Raw genomic sequence first — 20,821 nt, 5'->3', positions numbered from 1 at the left:
AATCTACACTTCTAATTTTTCAGCTAATGCTTCGAGTGCTTTTTCAAAACATGCTAATGGAGCTCTTACCGTTCCTGCACCAATTTGGCCCACACCTGCTTGTTTATGAGCTATACCAGTATTAATTAATGGTGTAATACCGGTTTCGACCACTAAGCGAAGATCTAAACCTAAACAACAGCCTTGGAAATTCCAAGTTGGAATTTGGAATAGCATATTATGTTCTAAATAAATTTCACTCATCTCTTCTGATACTTCATAAGCAACATCTGTGCCTCCTGCACCAACAAAACGAGTTACGCCTGGTGCGGCAACCATGGCGGCGCCACCAATACCAAAGGTTTCAGTGATAGCACTATCACCAATATCTGGGTTAGCATCTTGTTGGGAATACCCAGTAAAGAAAAGACCTTGAGGGGTATTAACGGGTGCAGTAAACCACTGATCACCAAGTCCACTGACTTTAATTCCAAACTCTTTGCCATTACGAGTCATTGCAGTAACAATGGTACCTTCTTTGATTTGCGCTGCACTATCCATAATGGACTTACAAAATGCCATAGCAACATTTAAAAAGAACTGATCTGTCACACTTAAAAAGCTGAAGATTTTTTCCATTTCTGCTTTACTACGGTCAAGTAAAATTAATTTTGGTGAAAGCGTTCGTAACAACAATGCTGAAGCAGCAATATTACGTTGATGGAATTCATCACCCATGGTTATGGCTTGCGCCATAAGAGCCGTTAAATCGATACCATTATCAAATAGTTTTAATGCTTCATTTAATGCTGGCCCTAATGACTCTTTCATCCAACGATGACGGTCTAAAACTTCTTGTCCATAAGCACCAAAACGCATTACTTTACCAATGCCCTCATTTAAATTGCAGTAAGCTCGATTACCATGAGTAACATTTTCAACAACAATCATTGGCATATTGGCTGAGGTTATCCCCCCCATTGGACCAACGGCATTGACTGAGTGACATGGAATAAATTCTACTTGTCCAGATTCTAACAGATGCAAAGCTTGCTTTTCATCTTGTGCCCAACCTTCAAACAAGCATGCACCAATACAGGCACCTTGCATTGGTCCAGTCATATCATGCCAAACAATTGGAGGACCAGCATGTAATAATTTTTTACCTTGCGCCAATGTTGGTACGGCTTCTTTAGCAGCAATAACACCGACCCAATGTGGTCTAGCCGCTTTAATTCGTTCAATAATTTTTTGGTTTGCTTCATTTATTGCGGTACTTAACATATCAAAACCTCTTAATTTAATTTTTGCAAAATAGCCGCTAATCTTTTATTGCCGCCGGCTATTGGCGCCCATTGATAATGCACAACAGGAATATTCGATACCTGAAGATCTTCAGCAAAACCTCTTAAACCAGCATTAATAACACTAATATGACTTAATAAAGGATAAGGTTTAACTAAATTGGCAGATTTATTTGTTGTAATGAGTTTTTTAGCTAGCAAGATAGCTTCGGGTAAATTATTCATCACAACAATATTTGCTGATTTTAATGCTTCAATTTGCTTACTACGGCACTGAGGATCTTGTTCAGAACCAGTCACAGTTGCGATAGCAATTAATGGATGATTATCATCACGTTTAGCGCAAGCTTTTTGATAACCAGAAATCACTGATTCGGCAGGATCAGCATTTGCACCATAACCGATTACTAAATCAATAAGTAATACACCAACATCAGGTTTATTGCCGAGTTGAGCGATTTCATCTTCGCGGATTGAAGGATCGATCATCGGATGAGGTTTACCTACTGTATAGAAATCATCACCTAAATCGATAATTTTATGTCCATTTTGCTCTAACATAACCCCTTTATCATGATGATGACTTGTTGTTAGATTCAGTTCCTCTGCCAACAGCATTGCTGCTTCTGAGGCTAACGTTCCGCCAGTATACAATCCTGTAATAGTTTTGTTAGCTAAATTAGGTAAATTACTTGCTATTGCTTCGACTGGGCTTAATAAACAGGCTAATCGAGCAGCTTCATCTAATGTTCTGGCAAAATAGATATTATCATCTTTAGGTTTATCAATTTTAGAGCCCAAAAATAGTGCTACTACAGGTTTATCAATTAACTTCATAGCCGAAATAACTTTTTCCCTGACACTTTCCGCAGGCGGTTTCGAGATAAAGGTAATAACTTGAGTTTCGGAATCAGCCGCTAACATTTTTAAGGCAGTGAGTGCACTAATTCCTCCAACTTCTAGGGATAAATCACGTCCTCCAAGACCAATAGCTTGGGTAATTCCCTGATTTAATAAAGCGATTTGCGAAACCACCTCTTGAATACCGGTGCCAGATGCACCGATTACCCCAATGTTTCCTTTTGGAATAACATTGGAAAACGCCAATGGAGCACCAGCAATAAATGCAGTCCCACAATCTGGCCCCATGACAATTAAATCTTTTTCAGCTGCTTTTGTTTTTAAACGGATTTCATCTTCAATTGATACATTATCAGAAAAGATCATAACGTTTTTATTATCATCTAAAGCACGATCGGCTAACTCGGCAGCATATTCACCCGCTATCGAGATTAAAACCAAATTGGCATCAGCTAATTTTTTTGTCGCACTGGCTAGGCGTCTTGCTTTGAGCAGCTTTGCGCCACCTTGCTGAGCTTGAGCTATATTTTTTAAGGCATCTTCAAGTTGTTGACTGATTAACTCGACAACATCGGCAGAATCGTCGTTAGTTTTAATCGCCACACAAATATCATTTGGTGTAGCATCATTAAAATGATCACTCCAAAAACCAGTTGCGGTTAATAAAGACTTATTGGCAGGAGTACCCATCATGACAGATACTTCATCAACCTCATCAAGATTACTGAGTTTTTTGGATATCAACATCAAACTAACGGAATCTTGAAAGCTTCCCTTTTTTATAAAAGATTGAATCATGAAAACAGGCCTCTCAAATATGATAAATGCTGTTAATTTTGAACCTCATTAAGCTCATTATAAAAATTTAACAATGAGATTGTATTTATATATTACGGAAAAAATCAGTAATAAGCAGTTTATACATCACAAAACAATTACAATAACAAAAATATAATATTATTTAAAATCAGTATTATAAAAGATTATTAAAAAATTTTTTATAATAGTAACTAATTAATTTAATTAAATTTCACAAACATAAAAAAGCTAGTTTGATCACATTATTATTTGCTATTAATAGTATGGTAAACAAATATAAAAAAACGTTTAAAATGCTCCTGAGTATCGAAACAATACGATATGTGTAGTTAATATTAATCATGATTGATGTTAATAATGGATGGCGAGTTTTAAAAAATAGGTAAATATTAATGAATATTTTATATGATGATGTTGCTGATGCAGTTAAATGGATATCCAGTTTTGGTAGTTTAGAACAAGGTGGCACAACACGATTACTTTATACTACCGAGTGGCTGGCGGCCCAAAATGCGCTTAAAGAAAAACTTACGCAAATCGGCATGGATACCTATTTTGATGATGTAGGGAACTTATATGGCCGATTTGAAGGTAGCAAATACAAAGAACAGGTGATTATGTCTGGCTCCCATGTTGATACGGTCGTAAATGGCGGAAAACTTGACGGACAATTAGGCATTATTGCAGCTATGCTTGCCATGAAATATTTAAAAGAAAACTATGGCCAACCATTACGCAGTTTAGAACTTATCTCAATGGCCGAAGAAGAAGGTAGCCGTTTTCCTTATGTCTTTTGGGGAAGTAAAAACGTCTTTGCCATAGCGAACAATGACGATGTAGCCACAATTCAAGATAATAATGGAATCAAGTTTGTTGATGCTATGAGCAGCTGTGGTTTTAAATTTAACAGCCAAAAAGCACGAACTGATATCAAAGCCTTTTTAGAACTTCATATCGAACAAGGTGGTGTGCTTGAAAGAGAACAAAAAAGCATTGGTGTTGTTACCAGCATCGTAGGCCAACGCCGTTATAATGTTCGCCTAGTTGGTGAAGCCAATCATGCAGGCACCACACCAATGAGTTACCGTAAAGATGCTATCTATGCCTTTAGCCGAATTTGCCACGAATCTATCAATAAAGCGATCAAGATAGGCGATCCATTAGTATTAACCTTTGGTCATGTTGATCCTAAACCCAATGTAGTTAATGTGGTGCCTGGTGAAGTGATGTTTACGATAGACTGTCGTCATACTGATCAAGCTGAACTTAAAAAATTCACTGAAGAATTGGAAGCCGATATGCTCGGTATCGCTAAACAACTCGGTCTTGAGATCGAAATAAATCGTTGGATGGATGAAGTGCCAATCCCAATGGATGATCAATTAATCAAAATGTTGAAAGATATCTGTCAACAAGAAAACCTTAGCTATCGTGTTATGCACAGCGGTGCTGGTCACGACTCACAGATTTTTGCACCACGAGTACCTACCGCCATGTTATTTGTTCCAAGTATCAAAGGTATAAGCCACAATCCAGCAGAAGATACTAAAACTGAAGACTTAGTCGAAGGCATAAAAGCATTAACCTATGCGCTTTACCAATTGGCTTATCAGGAATAATAAGGAAGTAAAATGACAACAATAGAAACAAAAGGTGGCATTCAGTACTGGCATAAAATCGTTGCTTTATTATTCCTTGGTTGGTTAGTAATGTGGATATATCGCCCTGTTTTAGCGGCGCTTTTTCCGGAAATTCAACAAACTGTAGGTCCACAATCAAATACTGAACTAGGTTTAATTGCTAGTTGTTACTTTTTTTCTTATACCCTGATGCAAATCCCAGCAGGGATCTTAGTCGATAAATATGGTAAAAAAGCCGTGGTTATACCAGGCTTTATTTTGTTCACTATTGCAGCGGTAATAATTGGTAATGCTCATTCGATGATGATGATTTATATCGGCAGCTTACTTGCTGGTTTAGGTTGTGGTTCTTATTATGGTTCTGCATGGTCACTATCAGCAGAAAATATTCCTGCTGAACATCGTAGCTTTGCCTCGGCAATTATCAATACTGGTGCAGCATTAGGTATGGGGATTTGTTTACTATCCACCAGCTTTTTAGTTAAATCATTAGATATGCCATGGCAATATATGCTCTTCATTATTGCAGCATTAACTCTCGCTTTAATAGCTGGATTTGCCATAATCATTAAAGAGCCATCGATTAAAACAGTTATAGCACGCAACAAACAGCAAAAACATAAAACCGTAACCGAAACGACAACAAAACAAAAACACAGCTTTTTTACAAGCCCAATGGTTGCTTGTTATATCATGTACTTTGCCACTTGTTATGGCTATTACATGGTAGTAAGTTGGTTACCCAACTTTCTTGAAACTGAACGGGGTTTTTCCGGCGGTAGTGTTGGTTCAGCATCCTCATTGGTTGCCTTTGCTGCTATTCCTGGTGCATTAGTTATCAGCAAAATTTCTGATAAATTTAGATCTAAACGACTGATGTTTATTATCGTATTAGAGCTGCTTTCAGCGTTAACACTGTTAATGGCAGTCCAATCAGCTACCATCACATTGTTGCTAATCGGCTTAATCTTATATGGATTGTTTGGCAAATTTGTAGTTGAACCGATTTTAATTTCTCACGTTGCTGACATTGCCCCAAAAAACAGTTATGGCACTGCATTTGGTGTATTTAACTTTTTTGGTATGAGTTCATCCGTTATTGCACCACCGTTGACAGGCTTACTAGCGGATATAACCGGTACCAAAATTACTGGTTTTTACGTTGCTATAGCAATACTAATCATTGCAACGGCGTTATTCTTTTTAATTAATTTGCGTAAACATATAACTTACTGATTGCGCAAAATGTCGACTATTTATCGATCTATAGCCCGAGTAAATGGTCGACCAATTAAAAATTAGTACACCAAGTTATGCTTTTAGGTTCACGCTCGTTGCACCTAAAAACCATAGCAGACCGAACATTATATGTTCCAAGGAGATCATTATGGGATATATCAATAATAATACCGGTTACCCAAAAGACCTATTAGCATCACGCGCAGTTATCAAACGTCAAAACTTCGCTTTAATTCCTCCAGATGGTTTAGTTAAAAATATTATTCCTGGTTTTGAAAATTGTGACATAACTATCTTAGCTACCCCTAAATTAGGCGCTTCGTTTGTTGATTATCTGGTTACCATGTATCAAGGTGGTCATAACTTACAAGGATTTGGTGATGATGGTATTGAGGTATTTGCTTATGTGATTGAAGGTGAAGTCAAGGTTAAAGCAAATGAACAATCATATGATCTCCATGCTGGCGGATATATCTATTGCCCTGCTGGCGTTAAACTTTACTTACAAAATTTAGTTTCTTCATCACGCTTATTTTTATATAAGCGTCGCTACAATCCTATTTTAGGTTACCAAACACGAGTTATTGTCAATCATGTTGAGCAATTAGAACGTGTTAATTATGAAAATATGAATAACGTATTTATTCAAGACCTACTGCCTAAAGAGCTCGGTTTTGATATGAACTTTCACATTCTCACCTTTTTACCCGGTGCCAGCCATGGCTATATTGAGACTCATGTACAAGAGCATGGCGCCTACCTACTCAACGGTGAAGGAATGTACCTACTTGATAATCAATGGATTCCAGTAAAAAAGGATGATTATATCTTTATGGGTGCTTATGCATTGCAAGCTTGTTATGCGGTAGGCCAACAACCTTTGAGTTATATCTATTCCAAAGATTGTCATCGCGATGTAAATATCTAAACAATAAACTATATTAGCTAAATATCTCAAAGGACAGCATATGGAACTGATAGTTATTGCACTAGGTGGTAATGCAATTTCAAAACGAAACGAATTACTTTCTATTGATAACCAATATCAAAATATCAACAGCACCACCAAATTTATTGCAAAATTAGCCAATAAATATCGACTGGTAATTGTCCATGGCAATGGCCCCCAAGTAGGACTACTTGCCTTACAAAATGCCAGTTATCCAAGCGTGCCAGCCTATCCTCTCGATGTCCTAGTTGCACAAACCCAAGGCATGTTAGGTTATATGATACAACGCAGCTTACAACAATATGAAAATATCAACCAAGTCGCCTGCGTATTAACCCAAGTTGAGGTCGACAATAACGATCCGTCATTTAAAGATCCAACCAAATATATTGGTCCTGTATATAAACCAGAAGAACAACAGAATCTACAAAATCAATATGGTTGGCAATTCAAGCAAGATGGTAAATATGTTCGTCGAGTTGTGGCATCGCCAAAACCGAAAAAAATAATCGAGCTTGATACTATTAAAGAATTGCTAAGCCAGAATACTATCGTTATCTGTAACGGTGGTGGTGGTATACCTGTAATAAAAGATAATACTGGTTATAAAGGTGTTGAAGCTGTCATTGACAAAGATCATAGTGCCGCACAGCTCGCTATTGAATTAAAAGCTGACCATCTAATGATATTAACCGATACAGATGCAGTGTATGAAAATTGGGGTACGCCACAACAAAAAGCTTTAGGGAAAGTCGATACCAAACGTTTACAACCAATGGCTATTGATGATGGCGCCATGGGACCAAAAATAAAATCAGTGATTGAATTTGTTGAGCAAACAGGTAACACCGCTTATATCGGTAACTTAACTGATATTGAATCGCTATTAGCAAAAACCAAAGGTACCATTATCAGCCAATAGCACCTATAAAACTCAGCAGTAACGGATAGATACATTGGACAGGAGTTTAATATGAGATTAGACAGACAAACACTACATAACTTGATTGCCAAAAAGTTACATAAAGCTGGATTAACTCAAGAGCATGCCGATATCGCCGCAGATACACTGGCATTTGCCGATGCCAGAGGTATTCACTCACACGGTGCCGTACGAGTTGAATATTACGCTGAACGGATTGCCAAAGGTGGCATGACTCCTTATCCTAATGTCACCTATAAGGAGACAGGCCCATCGTCAGCAATCTTAGATTTTGATAATGGTTGTGGATTAGTTGCTGCAAAGGTCGGTATGGATAAAGCGATAGCAATGGCGAAGAAAAATGGTGTTGCAGTAGTAGGGATTCGTCGAATGTCACACAGTGGTTCACTGTGCTATTTTACCGAGATGGCTGCCAAACAAAACTTAGTCGCCATATCCATGTGCCAATCTGATCCAATGGCTGTCCCATATGGCGGCGCTGAAGAATTTTTTGGTACCAATCCTATTGCATTTGCTGCTCCCACCAATGACGAGCGAATTGTCTCATTCGATATGGCAACCACTGTTCAAGCTTGGGGAAAAGTATTATATGCTAGATCCAAAGGTGCCCAAATTCCAGCTACATGGGCGGTTGATGAATTAGGTGAGCCAACTACTGATCCTTATAAAGTAAATGCTCTATTACCGATTGCCGGTGCTAAAGGTTATGGATTAATGATGATGGTTGATGTACTTTCTGGCATATTGCTTGGCTTACCATTTGGTAAAAATGTTTCATCCATGTATGCTGATTTATCCAAAGGGCGTGACCTTGGCCATCTGCATATTGTTATCAATCCTGAATATTTTATTGGCCTTGATATATTTAAACAAAGTATGTCTGCTATGCTTGACCAACTAAAACAAACTAAACCAGCCAAAGGTAATAGTGAAGTCTTCTTCCCGGGAGAACGAAGCAGAAAACGTGAAGCCGATTATCAAAAAAATGGTATAGAAATTGTCGATGATATTTATAACTATTTAATTAGCGATGATATTCACTATAATCGATATGATCATAAAAATAAATTTGCGGAATAGTATCGAGGTTTAAAAACCCCTCTCCTCAAATTTTTTATTCGGTGAGTTTCGGACGTTTTGTTGTTTGGTGGCTATTTCTAAATGGCAATTACGTCCGAGTAAAGAGGGTTTACGCAACTATTCTTTACCAACTCTCGCAGCGACCACGCAAGTGGTCACGATGTGACTGCTTTCCGCCTGCATTCGCTATTAACGCACCGGGGGTGATTTGTTCCTGACAAAACACAGCCTTGCCAAACATCCTTGTTTGCCATGCTAACCTCTCTCAGTTGTCAGCACTTTGCTAATATCTCTTAAATAAAACTCACCAAACTTACTTTGCAAGCAATAAACTATTATTATTCGAACTAGCTAATTTGTTGATCACTTTAAGAGTTAATTGGCTAGATTTTGGCTTTAAAACCCCGCTCCTCAAATTTTTTTATTCGCTGAGTTTCGGACGTTTTGTTGTTTGGTAGCTAGTTCTATACGGCGATTACGTCCGAGCAAAGCGGGTTGGCGCAACCCGCTTTACCATCTCCCGCGGCGACCTCGCAAGTGGTCACGATGTGACTGCCTTCCGCCTTCGTTCGCTCTTAACGCTCCTTGCCAAACATCCCTGTTTGCCATGCTAACCTCTCTCAGTTGTCAGCACATTGCTAAGGTCGCTAAATAAAACACACCAAACTGATTGGCAAACAATAAACTTTTATGTTTAGTGTGAGCTGATTTTATAACTAAATGATCCTGACACTAATTATCAGCAATAGTTAAAAAAGATAATTAGATTGTAAAAACATCATAAATAGTTATTAGTAAAAATGTGTTTTATAAGTAATTGAGATAGTTTTTGATCTTTAATCTAAGCAGTTAACTAAACTTGCATATTTCTGCTTTCTAGTTTAATTTAACAACACAAATTTTTTTATATTTCGAGACTAAACATGACAATATCATTTAAAGAGCAGCAACAACGAATCAATTTTGTTAAACAATTTTTTGCCGAGCAATTAGCAAATAATCTATCATTAATTGAAGTTCAAGCACCAATATTGAGTCAAATTGGTGATGGCGTTCAAGATAATTTGTCAGGTACCGAAAAAGCCGTTCAAGTTAATATTAAAAGTATTCCTAATGCACAATTCGAAGTTGTTCATTCACTAGCTAAATGGAAACGTAAAACGTTAAGTCAGCACAATTTTCCTGTTGGTGAAGGCATTTATACGAATATGAAGGCTCTGCGCCCAGATGAAGATAAACTTTCGCCTATTCACTCTGTTTATGTTGATCAATGGGATTGGGAAAAAGTGATTCGTCCCGAAGATCGCAATTTAGCTTATTTAAAACAAACGGTTGAAAAAATTTATAGTGCAATTAAAGCGACTGAAAAAGCAGTCTCTGAAAAATATCATCTATCACGTTTTTTACCCGAAACAATTACCTTTATGGATAGTGAACAACTGTTAAAACGTTATCCAAATTTATCACCGAAAGAGCGTGAAAATGCAATTACCAAAGAGTTAGGCGCCGTATTTTTAATTGGTATTGGTGGTGAATTATCAAATAACGAAAAACATGATGTACGTGCTCCTGATTATGATGATTGGAGTAGTGATAATGAAATGGGTTCAAAAGGCTTAAATGGTGACATTTTAGTTTGGAATCCTGTTTTAAATAGTGGTTTTGAAATCTCGTCTATGGGAATCCGTGTCGATCCAGAAACCTTAAAACGACAATTAAAACTGACGAATAATGAAGATCGCCTCCAATATGCGTGGCATAAAGCATTAGCTAATGGTGATTTTTTACAAACAATTGGTGGTGGAATTGGCCAATCACGATTAACCATGTTACTTTTACAGCAACAACATATTGGCCAAGTACAAGCAAGCGTTTGGGACGATGCCACCAAACGAGATTATTCAAAACTACTTTAGTTTAAACATTGTTTAAATTCAGCATACTTTACCCAGAGTGGTAAAGTATGTTTGTTATTTAAAAACTTTTATCTAATCCCATTTGCCAGAAACCAGTTTCAAGTTTAGTTGCTTGCCTGAATAATTTTGTTAAATGTTCAATGCGACTAGCATCTAAATTTACTAAGCGCTGATCAATCCACGCAATTTCATTTTGCATTGTTTGTTGGAATTCCTTACTTGCATACATGTTAACCCAACTGTTATATCTATTGTTGTTAGCATCATACCAATGTTGTTTGGTTAGCCAATCAGCAATCATACCGTAACCAATTAAACAAGGCACTAATACAATATGCAAATCTAATATATCCCCATGTAATCCGACATCCAATACATAACCCGTATATTCACTATTTGCTTTGGCTTCAGTTAATAGGTTAAGTTCGTTCTCAGTTATTTGCCACTTTTTACAATATTCAATATGTAAGTCTAGTTCAACTTCAACAATTGCTTTCAAGCTATTTAAAGATTGTTTGATTTCAATCAGATCATGACTTTTATACACTGCTAATCCCCATGCTCGGGAAAAATTGATAAGGAAAAGATAATCTTGTTTTAAGTAGTGTTGAAAGCAGGCAATATCTAATGTACCTTTACCTAATTGTTGAATAAACTCATGTTGAATATAGTTATCCCAATCACTTTGGCATGATTGAATAAGTGAATAAAATGATGACATGATGACTCCTTTTTATAAAAATTAGTAATTAAGGAGTACAACAGACTTGCAGAAAAGCGTGTTTTATACTCCCTTCGTCGGTACTAACCGAATCAGGTTCAACGGGTATAATCTCAGCCTAAGGCACCCCGGATAAATACAGATGAATAATAGCTCAGAAAATAACTAACAATTTTTGTAAAAATAATAGTTTATTAACCGTTACTATTTATTCAAATGTTCTTCATTAACTAACCGATAGATCTTCTATAACTGTAGCTAATAATCAGTAATTATTCTGTCTTCGAGTCAATTTGCTGATTATCTTCTGAAGATGGCGCTACTATTTCTTGTTGAGAAGATTTCTCTAATTCAGCTTTTTCGGCTTGCTGATTAGAATTTGAAGGTTCTTGTTGTTTTGCTTCAGTTGTTACTGAATTATCTTGTGAACGAACATATACTATCTTTTGTTGACCTCGGTCACACGATCCGACAATTTTACCAGCAACGCCTTGCTCAGCTTGTTCTGATGGAACTAAATTTAATTGAAAACTGTTTTCATCAACACCATTGTTTTTGATTTTCTCAGCGATACTGGCACTAATTTCTTCACAATTAGAGGCAGCGGCAACCATTGGAAGACCTAACAATAAAACGACGACTAACTTTTTCATACCCTTTCCTATAAATTATAAATAATAAGTCTTGTTGCATTGTAAAACGATTGATAAAACTGTCCATATCGTTATAAGCAATATGATAAATAAATTTTATCAGTTTATTAATGAAGTTAGCGCAAGATTTTAATCGATTAATCTTGCTTATGCTGGCTTTCAAGTACTTTCAATTTATCTAAAACCCAACAGCGAATATCGGCTAGTTCAGTTTCAGACAATCGATTAACAAAATCTCTTTTTTCATGAAGTTGTTTACGATCTTCATCAGTCAAAACAACCCCTTTTAAATTTAATAATACTTCTTTACGGTACATAGAATAGATAAAATCTTTTATCAAATCGTCAGAAAGATTAATGTTAGTCATTTTGATTTCCTTATTTTATATCTTTAACGCTCATACGATTAAGTCGACATCTAAATTAATAACATCACCACTCAATATAAAAGAGTATTAAAAAATAAACTCTGTTTAATAAACAGCCGGATCTCCAATATAATCGAATCGCAAATAGATGACAATGATTGAATCAAATAACACAAACAAAACTTTTTCATTTATTCAAAACTAACTTGTGAATTATTCACTTAATTATTTGATAAGTATTTAACAAACCTGTTGATAACTCTATAACAAATTGATATTTATGAATTTAATTTCAAGGTTAAAATTTAATCTGCAATATAAAAACCTATTTTTGAAAATAAATACTCTATATTTGTCAACAGAAATCATCTAATAATTTGATAAAATTTTGATAAAAAAATACAGCATAAGGTTTAAATTATGCTGTATTGAAATAATACAAAGAAGTATAACAATATATTTACAATGCCGTAAAAAACGCAATTAAACCAAACAAAACACCAGGGGAATTAGCTATAGCAATCGGCCAATCTTTTTTAGGTTGTAATAATCCATAACAAACCCATAATGAACAGTTAATTGCTGCTGCTAATGGTTGAGTTGGATTGGTTTTAAAACCATGAAGATTGTCGATAATTTGTGGGATATATGACACATACATGCCTAATGATGCAATCGTTGCAACGACGCCTAAATAATGGAAAGCTTTAGGGGAAAGATTCAAGATCAACCTACCTGCTTAAATGTGAATGGAGAAATTAATCTATCATAGATAATCAGCGAATTAAACCTTGTGCTACCTAGCTTTTAGACAATTTTATGTAAATAAAATGATAAAAAATAACTGGCAAAATTAGTAATATTTTGAAAATAAAAAATAAAAAATTTACTTTGATTTGCCAAATTGCTTTGCTGAATTTTTTTGCTTTTATATTACCGTTAAGCTTAAGAAGCAATGTACAAAAACTGATTACGACATTAGCAGTATTAACAACTGAGTAAGGTTAGCATGACAAACATGGATGTTTGACAAGGCTGTGTTTTGTCAGGAATAAATAACAGTACAGCAGGAAATTTGCGCCTAAAACAGGGAAATGACGATAAATAGTCACTTATCTAGAGGTATTTAGGTCTAAATATAAACCCAAATGCCTCAAAAAAGCGCGGTTAGGAATTTAGTCTAAGTAAAGCTTTACCGTACAAAGGCCACAATAAAAATCAAAGTGTTTTATACATATGGTAATTTATCAGTACCTGATTTTTTCTGTATATTTTATTAGCTCGCTTTATTATAAAACCCCATTTTTGGAAAATTGGCATGGCCACTTTTGATGCATCTACACTTAATTGTGAAAAATTTTTCTGGTGGGCCAAATCAAGCACATGGTTATAGAGTTTTCTAGCTACGCCTCGTTTTTGAAAGTCAGGATGCACGTAAAAACAGTCTATGTAACCATCATCTTTAAGTTCAATAAATCCCGCAAGGCGTGAGCCAAAGATAGCTATCCAAGGCTGAGTGTTATCTAAACGTTTTAGCCACATCTGATAATCTGGTGGTGTTGGGCACCATGCTTCTTGCTCTGCTTTGCTATAAATATCGGTATCAATAGCATGAATAGTCGAATGAAACAAATCGCATATTTCAATGGCATAGAGTGAAGAGTATGCTTTTATTTCAATTTTAGATGTAGAATTATCCAATGTGTTTCCTATTTTCATTATGATTTACTTCAACAACTTCATTATCGCCAACATTGACAAGACTGGCTGTAGTTGGTAAAGAGGGTTTGCGCAAACCCTCTTTGCTCGGACGTAATCGCCATACAGAACTAGTCATAAAATAATAAAACGTCCGCAACTAAAACAACTAAGGTGGTTAATTAGTTATAAAAGACGAGTTTGTTTGGTCTCTTTGCCAAGCAATAATATTGCTAAAATAGCAACCAGAATTGATAAACTAAATAGCGCAAATATCATGCTTACACCAACTTGGTTAGCCATTAAGAATCCAACCATTAATGGACCTAATATGCCACCAATTCGACCAATAGATGCAGCCATACCAGCACCGGTAGCACGAATATTGGTGCTATATTGTTCGGGTGTATAAGCATACATTGCTCCCCATGCTCCTAAATTGAAAAATGATAATAATGCTCCACTGATAAGCAATTGGTTAATTGAGTCAGCAATACCAAATAAATAAGCACTGATTAAAGTACCCAATAAATATGCTATTAATACCCATTTACGCCCTACTCGTTCAATCAACCACGCAACTGTGAAATAGCCAGGTAATTGGGCTAAGGTCATCATGAGAATATAACCAAAGCTTTTTACCATATCAAAGCCTTTAAGCATCATTACGCTTGGTAACCATAAGAACATGCCATAGTATGAAAATACTACACAAAACCATACTATCCATAACATTATCGTTTGACGTCGGAATGAGTTTGATAATAGTGATTGTATTTTTTTGATAACTGGCTCTGTTTGAGCATGGCTATTTTGATGTTGATACGATTGTGAGTCCGGTAAATTAAAGCGTAAGTAAAGCGCGTAAAAAGCTGGTATTGCACATAATATCATTGCGCCACGCCAACCAACTGCAGGCAGAGGAATTAGAAAATAAGCAATTAGCGCAGCTAAAATCCAACCTACAGCCCAAAAGCTTTCAAGTAATACCACAATGCGCCCGCGTACTTCAGGCTCAACACTTTCACTAACTAGCGTCGATGCAACAGGTAATTCACCACCTAGCCCCATACCAATGAAGAATCGTAAAACGAATAAACTACCTAATCCCCAAGCAAAAGCACTTAAGCCACTGGCAATACTAAACATTAATAAAGTGAATAGAAAAGCTGATTTGCGACCTTTTTTATCAGCATAAATACCAAATAAAAAGGCACCAACAGCCATACCAATTGAATTAACACTGCCAATCCAACCAAGTTGTGATGGTGTTAATCCCCAATCTTGCTTTAAAGCAGCTAATATAAAAGATAATAATCCAACATCCATTGCATCAAAAAGCCAGCCAGTGCCGGCAATAAGCAATAATTTATTGGTAGATAATAATGCGGTTTTAGAACTTTCCATAATCAATAATTTAACGCAGATTTTAGTATGTGTGATCAAAGCAAATTTTTTTCAAAATGTCCATAACTTAATCGGATAGAACCCACATTATCGCCAAAGTCAGTACCTTGCGAAACAATAATATGTTTTGACAACAATTGATTTAATATTGTCAGTTCTTGTGCAGCATTATTAACTGGTAAATGAGCATATAAATGAAAACCTCCGGTTGGGACTCGGTAAATAACATCGCCATTAAAATAATCATCAAGCCAATCCATCAATTGATTAGCTTTATTCTGCAATTGTTGGCGGAGCCATTTTTGATGTGTTTGATAATGGTGACTTAAATATTCCTCAGCTAATAGTTGCGGTAAAATACTTAAGCCAGAGTCAATATGATGCCGGATATTGGCTAATTTTTCGATAATTTCACTTGGTGCTATCATCCAACCAATACGTATATTACGGCCGATATATTTGGATAAAGATCCTAAATAGACCACTTGATTACTTACATCAAATTTTTTAATCGGTAAAATATTGGTCTTTTCATCAAAAGCTAATCCACTATAGGCATCATCTTCAACAATACCAATACATTGTTTTCGACAAAATGCCAGTACCTGCTTCTTGCGCTGATTACTCATCACACAACCAATTGGATTTTGAAAGATAGGATTTAGAAATAACCATTTTATTTGTCGCTCTAAGGTAACTTTTTGTAAACTCTCTAAAGTAATACCCTCTTCATCACATTCAATACCGTATAAACGCAATCCTGCAGCTTGAAATAATGGTAATGAATAAAAATATGATGGTGATTCAATACCTATCGCATCGCCAGGTTTTAATAATCCTTGGGTAATCAAAAAAAGAGATTGTTGAGTGCCTGAGGTAATAAGAATTTGTTCGGTATCAACCACCATAGCAAATTGTTTCTTCATATAATGCGCAATTTGCTGCTTAAGCGAAGGAAGCCCTAATTGCAACATGTCGCTTTTCTTTTCGTAAGCAACCATTTCATGGGAAGTAATATTTGGTAATATTAATTTTGGGATCATATTAGTGGGCAAGTCACCATTAGCTAAATCACAAATATGATCCATTTGATGCCGAACCTGTGTCACTTTTTGGTGATATACATTTTGACGATGATGATAAAAATTGGCTGGCAATCGCCAATTAATAGTCGAATAAGCTTGCAGCCCCCACTTTTGTTCATTAACAAAAGTCCCACAGCCCTGCTTTCGCACTAATATACCTCGTTCAGTCAAAATATCTAGCGCATGCACAATAGTTGAACGGTTAACTTGTAGATCTTTGGCTAAATTACGCTCAGATGGTAATCGTTCACCGGCTATTAATACTCCTTGTTCGATATAGTTCTCAATCAATTGCGTGACTTTTTTAAATAATGCGCCATTAAAAAGGCTCAATTTTTGTTTATTCCACATCTTTTATTTTTTAAGTTTTCTAGAACTTATTACCTTAAAAGCAAAATTGGATGGGTTAATTATAGTCCAATTGGCTGTTTATTGCAGTGATTTAATTTTGAATAATAGTCCTGACATTAGACAACTAACATTAATTAATCAGGAGTAGCAATGAAACAACATACCGGTACACAAACTGTAAAACGTGGAATGGCACAAATGCAAAAAGGCGGCGTGATAATGGATGTCGTCAATGCCGAACAAGCAAAAATCGCTGAACAAGCTGGTGCCGTAGCTGTTATGGCTTTAGAACGTGTTCCTTCCGATATTCGTGCTGCTGGTGGCGTCGCAAGAATGGCCGATCCGACCATTGTTGAAGAAGTAATGAAAGCAGTAACGATTCCTGTTATGGCTAAAGCAAGAATTGGCCATATTGTTGAAGCACGTATTTTAGAATCAATGGGTGTGGATTATATTGATGAAAGCGAAGTGCTGACTCCAGCTGATGAACAATATCACTTATTGAAAGATGAATTCACTGTGCCTTTTGTCTGTGGCTGTCGAGATTTGGGAGAAGCATTACGCCGAATTGGTGAAGGTGCATCTATGTTACGAACCAAAGGTGAGCCAGGAACAGGCAACATTGTTGAAGCAGTTAGACACATGCGTCGTGTCAATGAACAAATTCGTTTAGTCGTTGGCAAATCTAAGGATGAACTTATGACATTTGCTAAAGAAATTGGCGCACCATATGAATTAGTATTACAAATTAAACAACTTGGTAAATTACCTGTCGTTAACTTTGCTGCCGGTGGTGTAGCCACGCCAGCTGATGCTGCATTAATGATGCAACTTGGTGCTGATGGTGTATTTGTCGGTTCAGGTATTTTTAAATCACAAAATCCAGAAAAATTTGCCAAAGCGATTGTTCAAGCAACAACTTATTTTGATGATTATCCAAGATTAGCTGAATTATCCAAAGGATTGGGTGAAGCAATGAAAGGGATCGAAATCAGTAAATTAACTGAATCAGAAAGAATGCAAGATCGAGGCTGGTAATGACAACAATTGCCAACGTAAAAGCTAATAAAATCATTGGGGTGCTTAATTTACAAGGTGCCGTAACCGAACATTTAAACATGCTTGCTAGCATTGATTTTGTGAGTCCTATTGCAGTTAAAAAAAACGAACAATTGCTTCAACTTGATGGCTTAATTATTCCGGGAGGAGAATCAACAGCAATAAGTCGTTTAATTAGACAAAATGATTTATTTGAACCAATCCAAGCGTTTGCTAAACAAGGTAAAGGTATTTTTGGCACCTGCGCTGGATTAGTACTTTGTGGCACTGAAACGAGTCATAATGAGGTTGAACAACTGGGACTAATAGATATTATTGTTGAAAGAAATGGCTTTGGGCGGCAAATAAATAGCTTCGAAACACTGTTAGATATTGCACCTATCGGTCAGCAAATTCCAGCGGTATTTATTCGTGCCCCCTATATTGCCAAAGCAGGTAAACAAGTAAAACAACTCGCTTTTGTTGATAATCATTGTGTAATGGCGGAGCAAGATAATATTTTGGTATGTTCATTCCACCCAGAACTAACTACTGATAACCGCATAATGCGCTATTTTGTTGAAAAATGTTAATGCTTAAAATATAGTCCATTTTTAAACTATAAAAATGGCAAATTTTAGTAATATTTGATTATTGGCACTAATTATTAGTGCCATTTTTTTGTCTTAAAAACCCCGTTCCTCAAATTTTTTATTCGGTGAATTTCGGACGTTTTGTTGTTTGGTAGCTAGTTCTATATGGCGATTACGTCCGAGTAAAGAGGGTTTGCGCGAACCCTCTTTACCAACTCTCGCGGCGACCACGCAAGTGGTCACGATGTGACTGCCTTCCACCTTCGTTCGCTGTTAACGCACCGGCTGTGATTTCTTCCTGACAAAACACAGCCTTGCCAAACATCCCTGTTTGCCATGCTAACCTCTCTCAGTTGTCAGCACATTGCTCATGTCGCGAAATGAAATACTCCAATCTGATTTGCTAGAAATAAACTTTTATATTCAGAGCTAACTGATTTTAGTTTTATAACCAATGTCAGTGAAATTGTGGCTAGATTTAGGCTTTAAAAACCCCGTTCCTCAAATTTTTGTGCTTTTGTTGAATTATGCTGATCATTTAGCTATCTATAGCTTATTTTAAATTTGCATGTAAAATGCGGTAATAATACGACTATAAATAATACAAGGAAATTAATCATGATGACAGGTAACTGCTTATGTGGCGAAATTGTCTATCAACTAAATAGTGATATCAAAGCGATTGTTTTTTGTCACTGTTCACGTTGTCGCAAACAAACCGGTTCAGCGTTTAATTCTGCCACACTCATTAACAAGGAAGATTTAACTTTTATCAAAGGGGAAGAAAATATAAAAGTTTTTTCTAACTTAGGTGTCAACCGTCATTTTTGTGGTAATTGTGGTTCACATCTATTTTCTAGTCGAGATAATGACGATAGTACTTACCGATTACGTATTGGGTTGATTAATGAACCAATTAATGCTGAAAAGCGTATACACATTTATACTGGTTCAAAAGCCAATTGGGATACTATTTGTGATGGTGATGCTGAATATGAGGAAAATATCCCATCCAAGTTGTGATAACTCATTTTTGATTTAAGTTATTAGTGGGTTTTAGTTTGTGATTAGATAATGATTATGCTAAAACCTAACATACCATTTATCAAATTAATGATTTTTCAGATCTTCGTCTCGTTGCCAATAGCTTTTGTGCGCAAAACCAATTAGATTATTGGTCATCTTAATTTCTTGCAATCGTAGTGACCAAATCGGTGCTTTCATAACTCTTGCAAAAGGAAAGGCGGAATAATAAAGCTTATAAGCATTGCTAGCTTCATTATCAATGAGTTGTTCAGCTATAGCGCTAAATTGAATACCTTGAATTTTAGTTATCGATTTTGGATTAATACTTATAGTACCAGCAACATTTGGATTCTGTAGCATTGCTTGTGCATGCTTAGTTTTCAATTCCGATAAGAAATATAAACACCAATTCTCTTTGTCAAATACATAGAAGACATTACATGCCCATGGCTGGCTTTTAGCTAATATCACACATAAATTTAATACATGTTGTTGCTGGATAAATTGCGCTATTTTAAACTCGTTTGTCTTCATGATATTACTGCTTATTCAGGCTTTTGATTAAGATTCCTATCTTCACCCCAGCGAGGTAAACAAGGTACATCAATATCAAACAGATCGAGCGCTCTAGCAACACTATGAGTAATAATATCATCAACACTTTCAATGTGTTGATATAGGGCAGGAACAGGTGGAAAAATAATCCCCCCCATTAAAGTCACCGCCTCCATGTTTTTAATATGACCTAAATGTAATGGCGCTTCTCGCGTCATTAACACTAATCGACGACGCTCTTTCAATACCACATCTGCTGCTCGAGTAAGTAAATTATCTGACAAACTATTCGCTATAGCTGAAAGTGTTCGCATTGAACATGGTGCAATTAACATTCCCATTGTTTTAAATGAGCCACTCGCTATCGCTGCACCAATATTATCGATCGCATATACAACATCAGCTAACCCTTGCAATTGCGTTAATTGTGATTTCGAATGCTCATAATGACCGGTAATTTTTGCCGCTTTTGAGATCACTAAATGTGTCTGAATATCCATTGGTTTTAATAGTTCTAAAGCTTTGATACCATAAGCAAAGCCTGAAGCACCACTTATTCCAATTACTATCCTTTTCGCAGCCATATTTATTCCTGT

21 protein-coding genes and 1 riboswitch are annotated in these 20,821 nt (G+C 36.2%); of the genes, 9 read left to right on the top strand and 12 right to left on the bottom strand.

The window, feature by feature from the left end; translation table 11 throughout:
• Positions 1 to 3: 3 nt before the first annotated feature.
• Complete coding sequence (locus tag AC5LWZ_RS06025; protein ID WP_086363310.1) at positions 4 to 1,263, bottom strand: YlbE family protein; 1,260 nt, start codon at positions 1,261 to 1,263, stop codon at positions 4 to 6.
• A gap of 11 nt (positions 1,264 to 1,274) precedes the next feature.
• Positions 1,275 to 2,942 carry an acyl-CoA synthetase FdrA gene (gene fdrA, locus AC5LWZ_RS06020; RefSeq protein ID WP_493464163.1) on the bottom strand — a complete coding sequence of 556 codons (1,668 nt, stop codon included), beginning with the start codon at positions 2,940 to 2,942 and terminating at the stop codon, positions 1,275 to 1,277.
• Positions 2,943 to 3,355: 413 nt separating this feature from the next.
• On the opposite strand from fdrA, the gene allC reads away from it, so the two are divergent.
• The 6 genes from allC (at position 3,356) to asnA (ending at position 10,730) form a co-directional block, all read left to right on the top strand.
• Complete coding sequence (allC, locus tag AC5LWZ_RS06015) at positions 3,356 to 4,582, top strand: allantoate deiminase (protein WP_493457232.1); 1,227 nt, start codon at positions 3,356 to 3,358, stop codon at positions 4,580 to 4,582.
• A gap of 12 nt (positions 4,583 to 4,594) precedes the next feature.
• On the top strand, positions 4,595 to 5,839 hold the full coding sequence (locus AC5LWZ_RS06010) for an MFS transporter (protein WP_493464162.1): 1,245 nt from the start codon (positions 4,595 to 4,597) through the stop codon (positions 5,837 to 5,839).
• A gap of 151 nt (positions 5,840 to 5,990) precedes the next feature.
• On the top strand, positions 5,991 to 6,770 hold the full coding sequence (allE, locus tag AC5LWZ_RS06005) for a (S)-ureidoglycine aminohydrolase (protein WP_110448078.1): 780 nt from the start codon (positions 5,991 to 5,993) through the stop codon (positions 6,768 to 6,770).
• 40 nt (positions 6,771 to 6,810) lie between these two features.
• Positions 6,811 to 7,713, top strand: a complete 903-nt coding sequence (locus tag AC5LWZ_RS06000) for a carbamate kinase (RefSeq protein WP_493464161.1) — start codon at positions 6,811 to 6,813, stop codon at positions 7,711 to 7,713.
• A 51-nt stretch (positions 7,714 to 7,764) separates the two neighbouring features.
• Positions 7,765 to 8,814: an ureidoglycolate dehydrogenase gene (gene allD / locus AC5LWZ_RS05995; RefSeq protein WP_493464160.1), complete on the top strand. Its 1,050-nt coding sequence runs from the start codon at positions 7,765 to 7,767 to the stop codon at positions 8,812 to 8,814.
• Between the two features lie 923 nt (positions 8,815 to 9,737).
• Positions 9,738 to 10,730, top strand: coding sequence for an aspartate--ammonia ligase (gene asnA, locus AC5LWZ_RS05990; RefSeq protein WP_110448081.1), 993 nt, complete (start codon positions 9,738 to 9,740; stop codon positions 10,728 to 10,730).
• Between the two features lie 58 nt (positions 10,731 to 10,788).
• Here the strand turns inward: asnA and tenA are convergent, their stop codons facing one another.
• The 8 genes from tenA to AC5LWZ_RS05950 all read right to left on the bottom strand — a co-directional run bounded on the left by tenA (position 10,789) and on the right by AC5LWZ_RS05950 (position 17,013).
• Positions 10,789 to 11,451 (bottom strand): thiaminase II, encoded by a 663-nt coding sequence (tenA, locus tag AC5LWZ_RS05985; protein WP_493464159.1) that lies wholly within the window; start codon positions 11,449 to 11,451, stop codon positions 10,789 to 10,791.
• Positions 11,452 to 11,502: 51 nt separating this feature from the next.
• Positions 11,503 to 11,592: riboswitch (TPP riboswitch) on the bottom strand.
• A gap of 131 nt (positions 11,593 to 11,723) precedes the next feature.
• Positions 11,724 to 12,104: a DUF1161 domain-containing protein gene (locus AC5LWZ_RS05980; protein WP_493464158.1), complete on the bottom strand. Its 381-nt coding sequence runs from the start codon at positions 12,102 to 12,104 to the stop codon at positions 11,724 to 11,726.
• A 137-nt stretch (positions 12,105 to 12,241) separates the two neighbouring features.
• Complete coding sequence (locus AC5LWZ_RS05975; RefSeq protein ID WP_110448084.1) at positions 12,242 to 12,472, bottom strand: hypothetical protein; 231 nt, start codon at positions 12,470 to 12,472, stop codon at positions 12,242 to 12,244.
• 460 nt (positions 12,473 to 12,932) lie between these two features.
• Positions 12,933 to 13,133, bottom strand: coding sequence for a SemiSWEET family transporter (locus AC5LWZ_RS05970; RefSeq protein ID WP_065579012.1), 201 nt, complete (start codon positions 13,131 to 13,133; stop codon positions 12,933 to 12,935).
• Positions 13,134 to 13,690: 557 nt separating this feature from the next.
• Positions 13,691 to 14,173: a GNAT family N-acetyltransferase gene (locus tag AC5LWZ_RS05965; RefSeq protein WP_198199656.1), complete on the bottom strand. Its 483-nt coding sequence runs from the start codon at positions 14,171 to 14,173 to the stop codon at positions 13,691 to 13,693.
• Complete coding sequence (locus AC5LWZ_RS05960; RefSeq protein WP_181414678.1) at positions 14,166 to 14,309, bottom strand: hypothetical protein; 144 nt, start codon at positions 14,307 to 14,309, stop codon at positions 14,166 to 14,168. The genes AC5LWZ_RS05965 and AC5LWZ_RS05960 overlap by 8 nt, the downstream gene beginning before the upstream one ends.
• Positions 14,310 to 14,356: 47 nt before the next feature.
• The gene (locus tag AC5LWZ_RS05955) at positions 14,357 to 15,577 is read right to left on the bottom strand and encodes an MFS transporter (protein WP_198199654.1); all 1,221 of its coding nucleotides are present in this window, start codon (positions 15,575 to 15,577) and stop codon (positions 14,357 to 14,359) included.
• Positions 15,578 to 15,612: 35 nt separating this feature from the next.
• Complete coding sequence (locus tag AC5LWZ_RS05950) at positions 15,613 to 17,013, bottom strand: aminotransferase-like domain-containing protein (protein ID WP_493464157.1); 1,401 nt, start codon at positions 17,011 to 17,013, stop codon at positions 15,613 to 15,615.
• A gap of 150 nt (positions 17,014 to 17,163) precedes the next feature.
• Here AC5LWZ_RS05950 and pdxS point away from each other — a divergent pair, with 150 nt between their 5' ends.
• The 3 genes from pdxS (at position 17,164) to AC5LWZ_RS05935 (ending at position 19,667) form a co-directional block, all read left to right on the top strand.
• Positions 17,164 to 18,051 (top strand): pyridoxal 5'-phosphate synthase lyase subunit PdxS, encoded by an 888-nt coding sequence (gene pdxS, locus AC5LWZ_RS05945; protein WP_086363324.1) that lies wholly within the window; start codon positions 17,164 to 17,166, stop codon positions 18,049 to 18,051.
• On the top strand, positions 18,051 to 18,644 hold the full coding sequence (pdxT, locus tag AC5LWZ_RS05940; protein ID WP_493464156.1) for a pyridoxal 5'-phosphate synthase glutaminase subunit PdxT: 594 nt from the start codon (positions 18,051 to 18,053) through the stop codon (positions 18,642 to 18,644). The genes pdxS and pdxT overlap by 1 nt, the downstream gene beginning before the upstream one ends.
• Before the next feature lie 618 nt (positions 18,645 to 19,262).
• Positions 19,263 to 19,667, top strand: a complete 405-nt coding sequence (locus AC5LWZ_RS05935) for a GFA family protein (RefSeq protein WP_493464155.1) — start codon at positions 19,263 to 19,265, stop codon at positions 19,665 to 19,667.
• A gap of 87 nt (positions 19,668 to 19,754) precedes the next feature.
• On the opposite strand, the gene AC5LWZ_RS05930 is transcribed toward AC5LWZ_RS05935, so the two are convergent.
• Together AC5LWZ_RS05930 and AC5LWZ_RS05925 are read right to left on the bottom strand one after the other, a co-directional pair.
• Positions 19,755 to 20,204, bottom strand: a complete 450-nt coding sequence (locus tag AC5LWZ_RS05930) for a PNPOx family protein (protein ID WP_198247109.1) — start codon at positions 20,202 to 20,204, stop codon at positions 19,755 to 19,757.
• An 11-nt stretch (positions 20,205 to 20,215) separates the two neighbouring features.
• Entirely contained in the window at positions 20,216 to 20,809 is a 594-nt protein-coding gene (locus AC5LWZ_RS05925) for a UbiX family flavin prenyltransferase (protein ID WP_198199643.1), read from the bottom strand.
• Positions 20,810 to 20,821 lie beyond the last annotated feature (12 nt).

This window comes from Gilliamella sp. LMG 34362 (genome assembly GCF_984569125.1).
The sequence above is the reverse complement of the archived record's forward strand: the minus strand, read 5'-3'. Positions and strand labels throughout refer to the sequence as shown.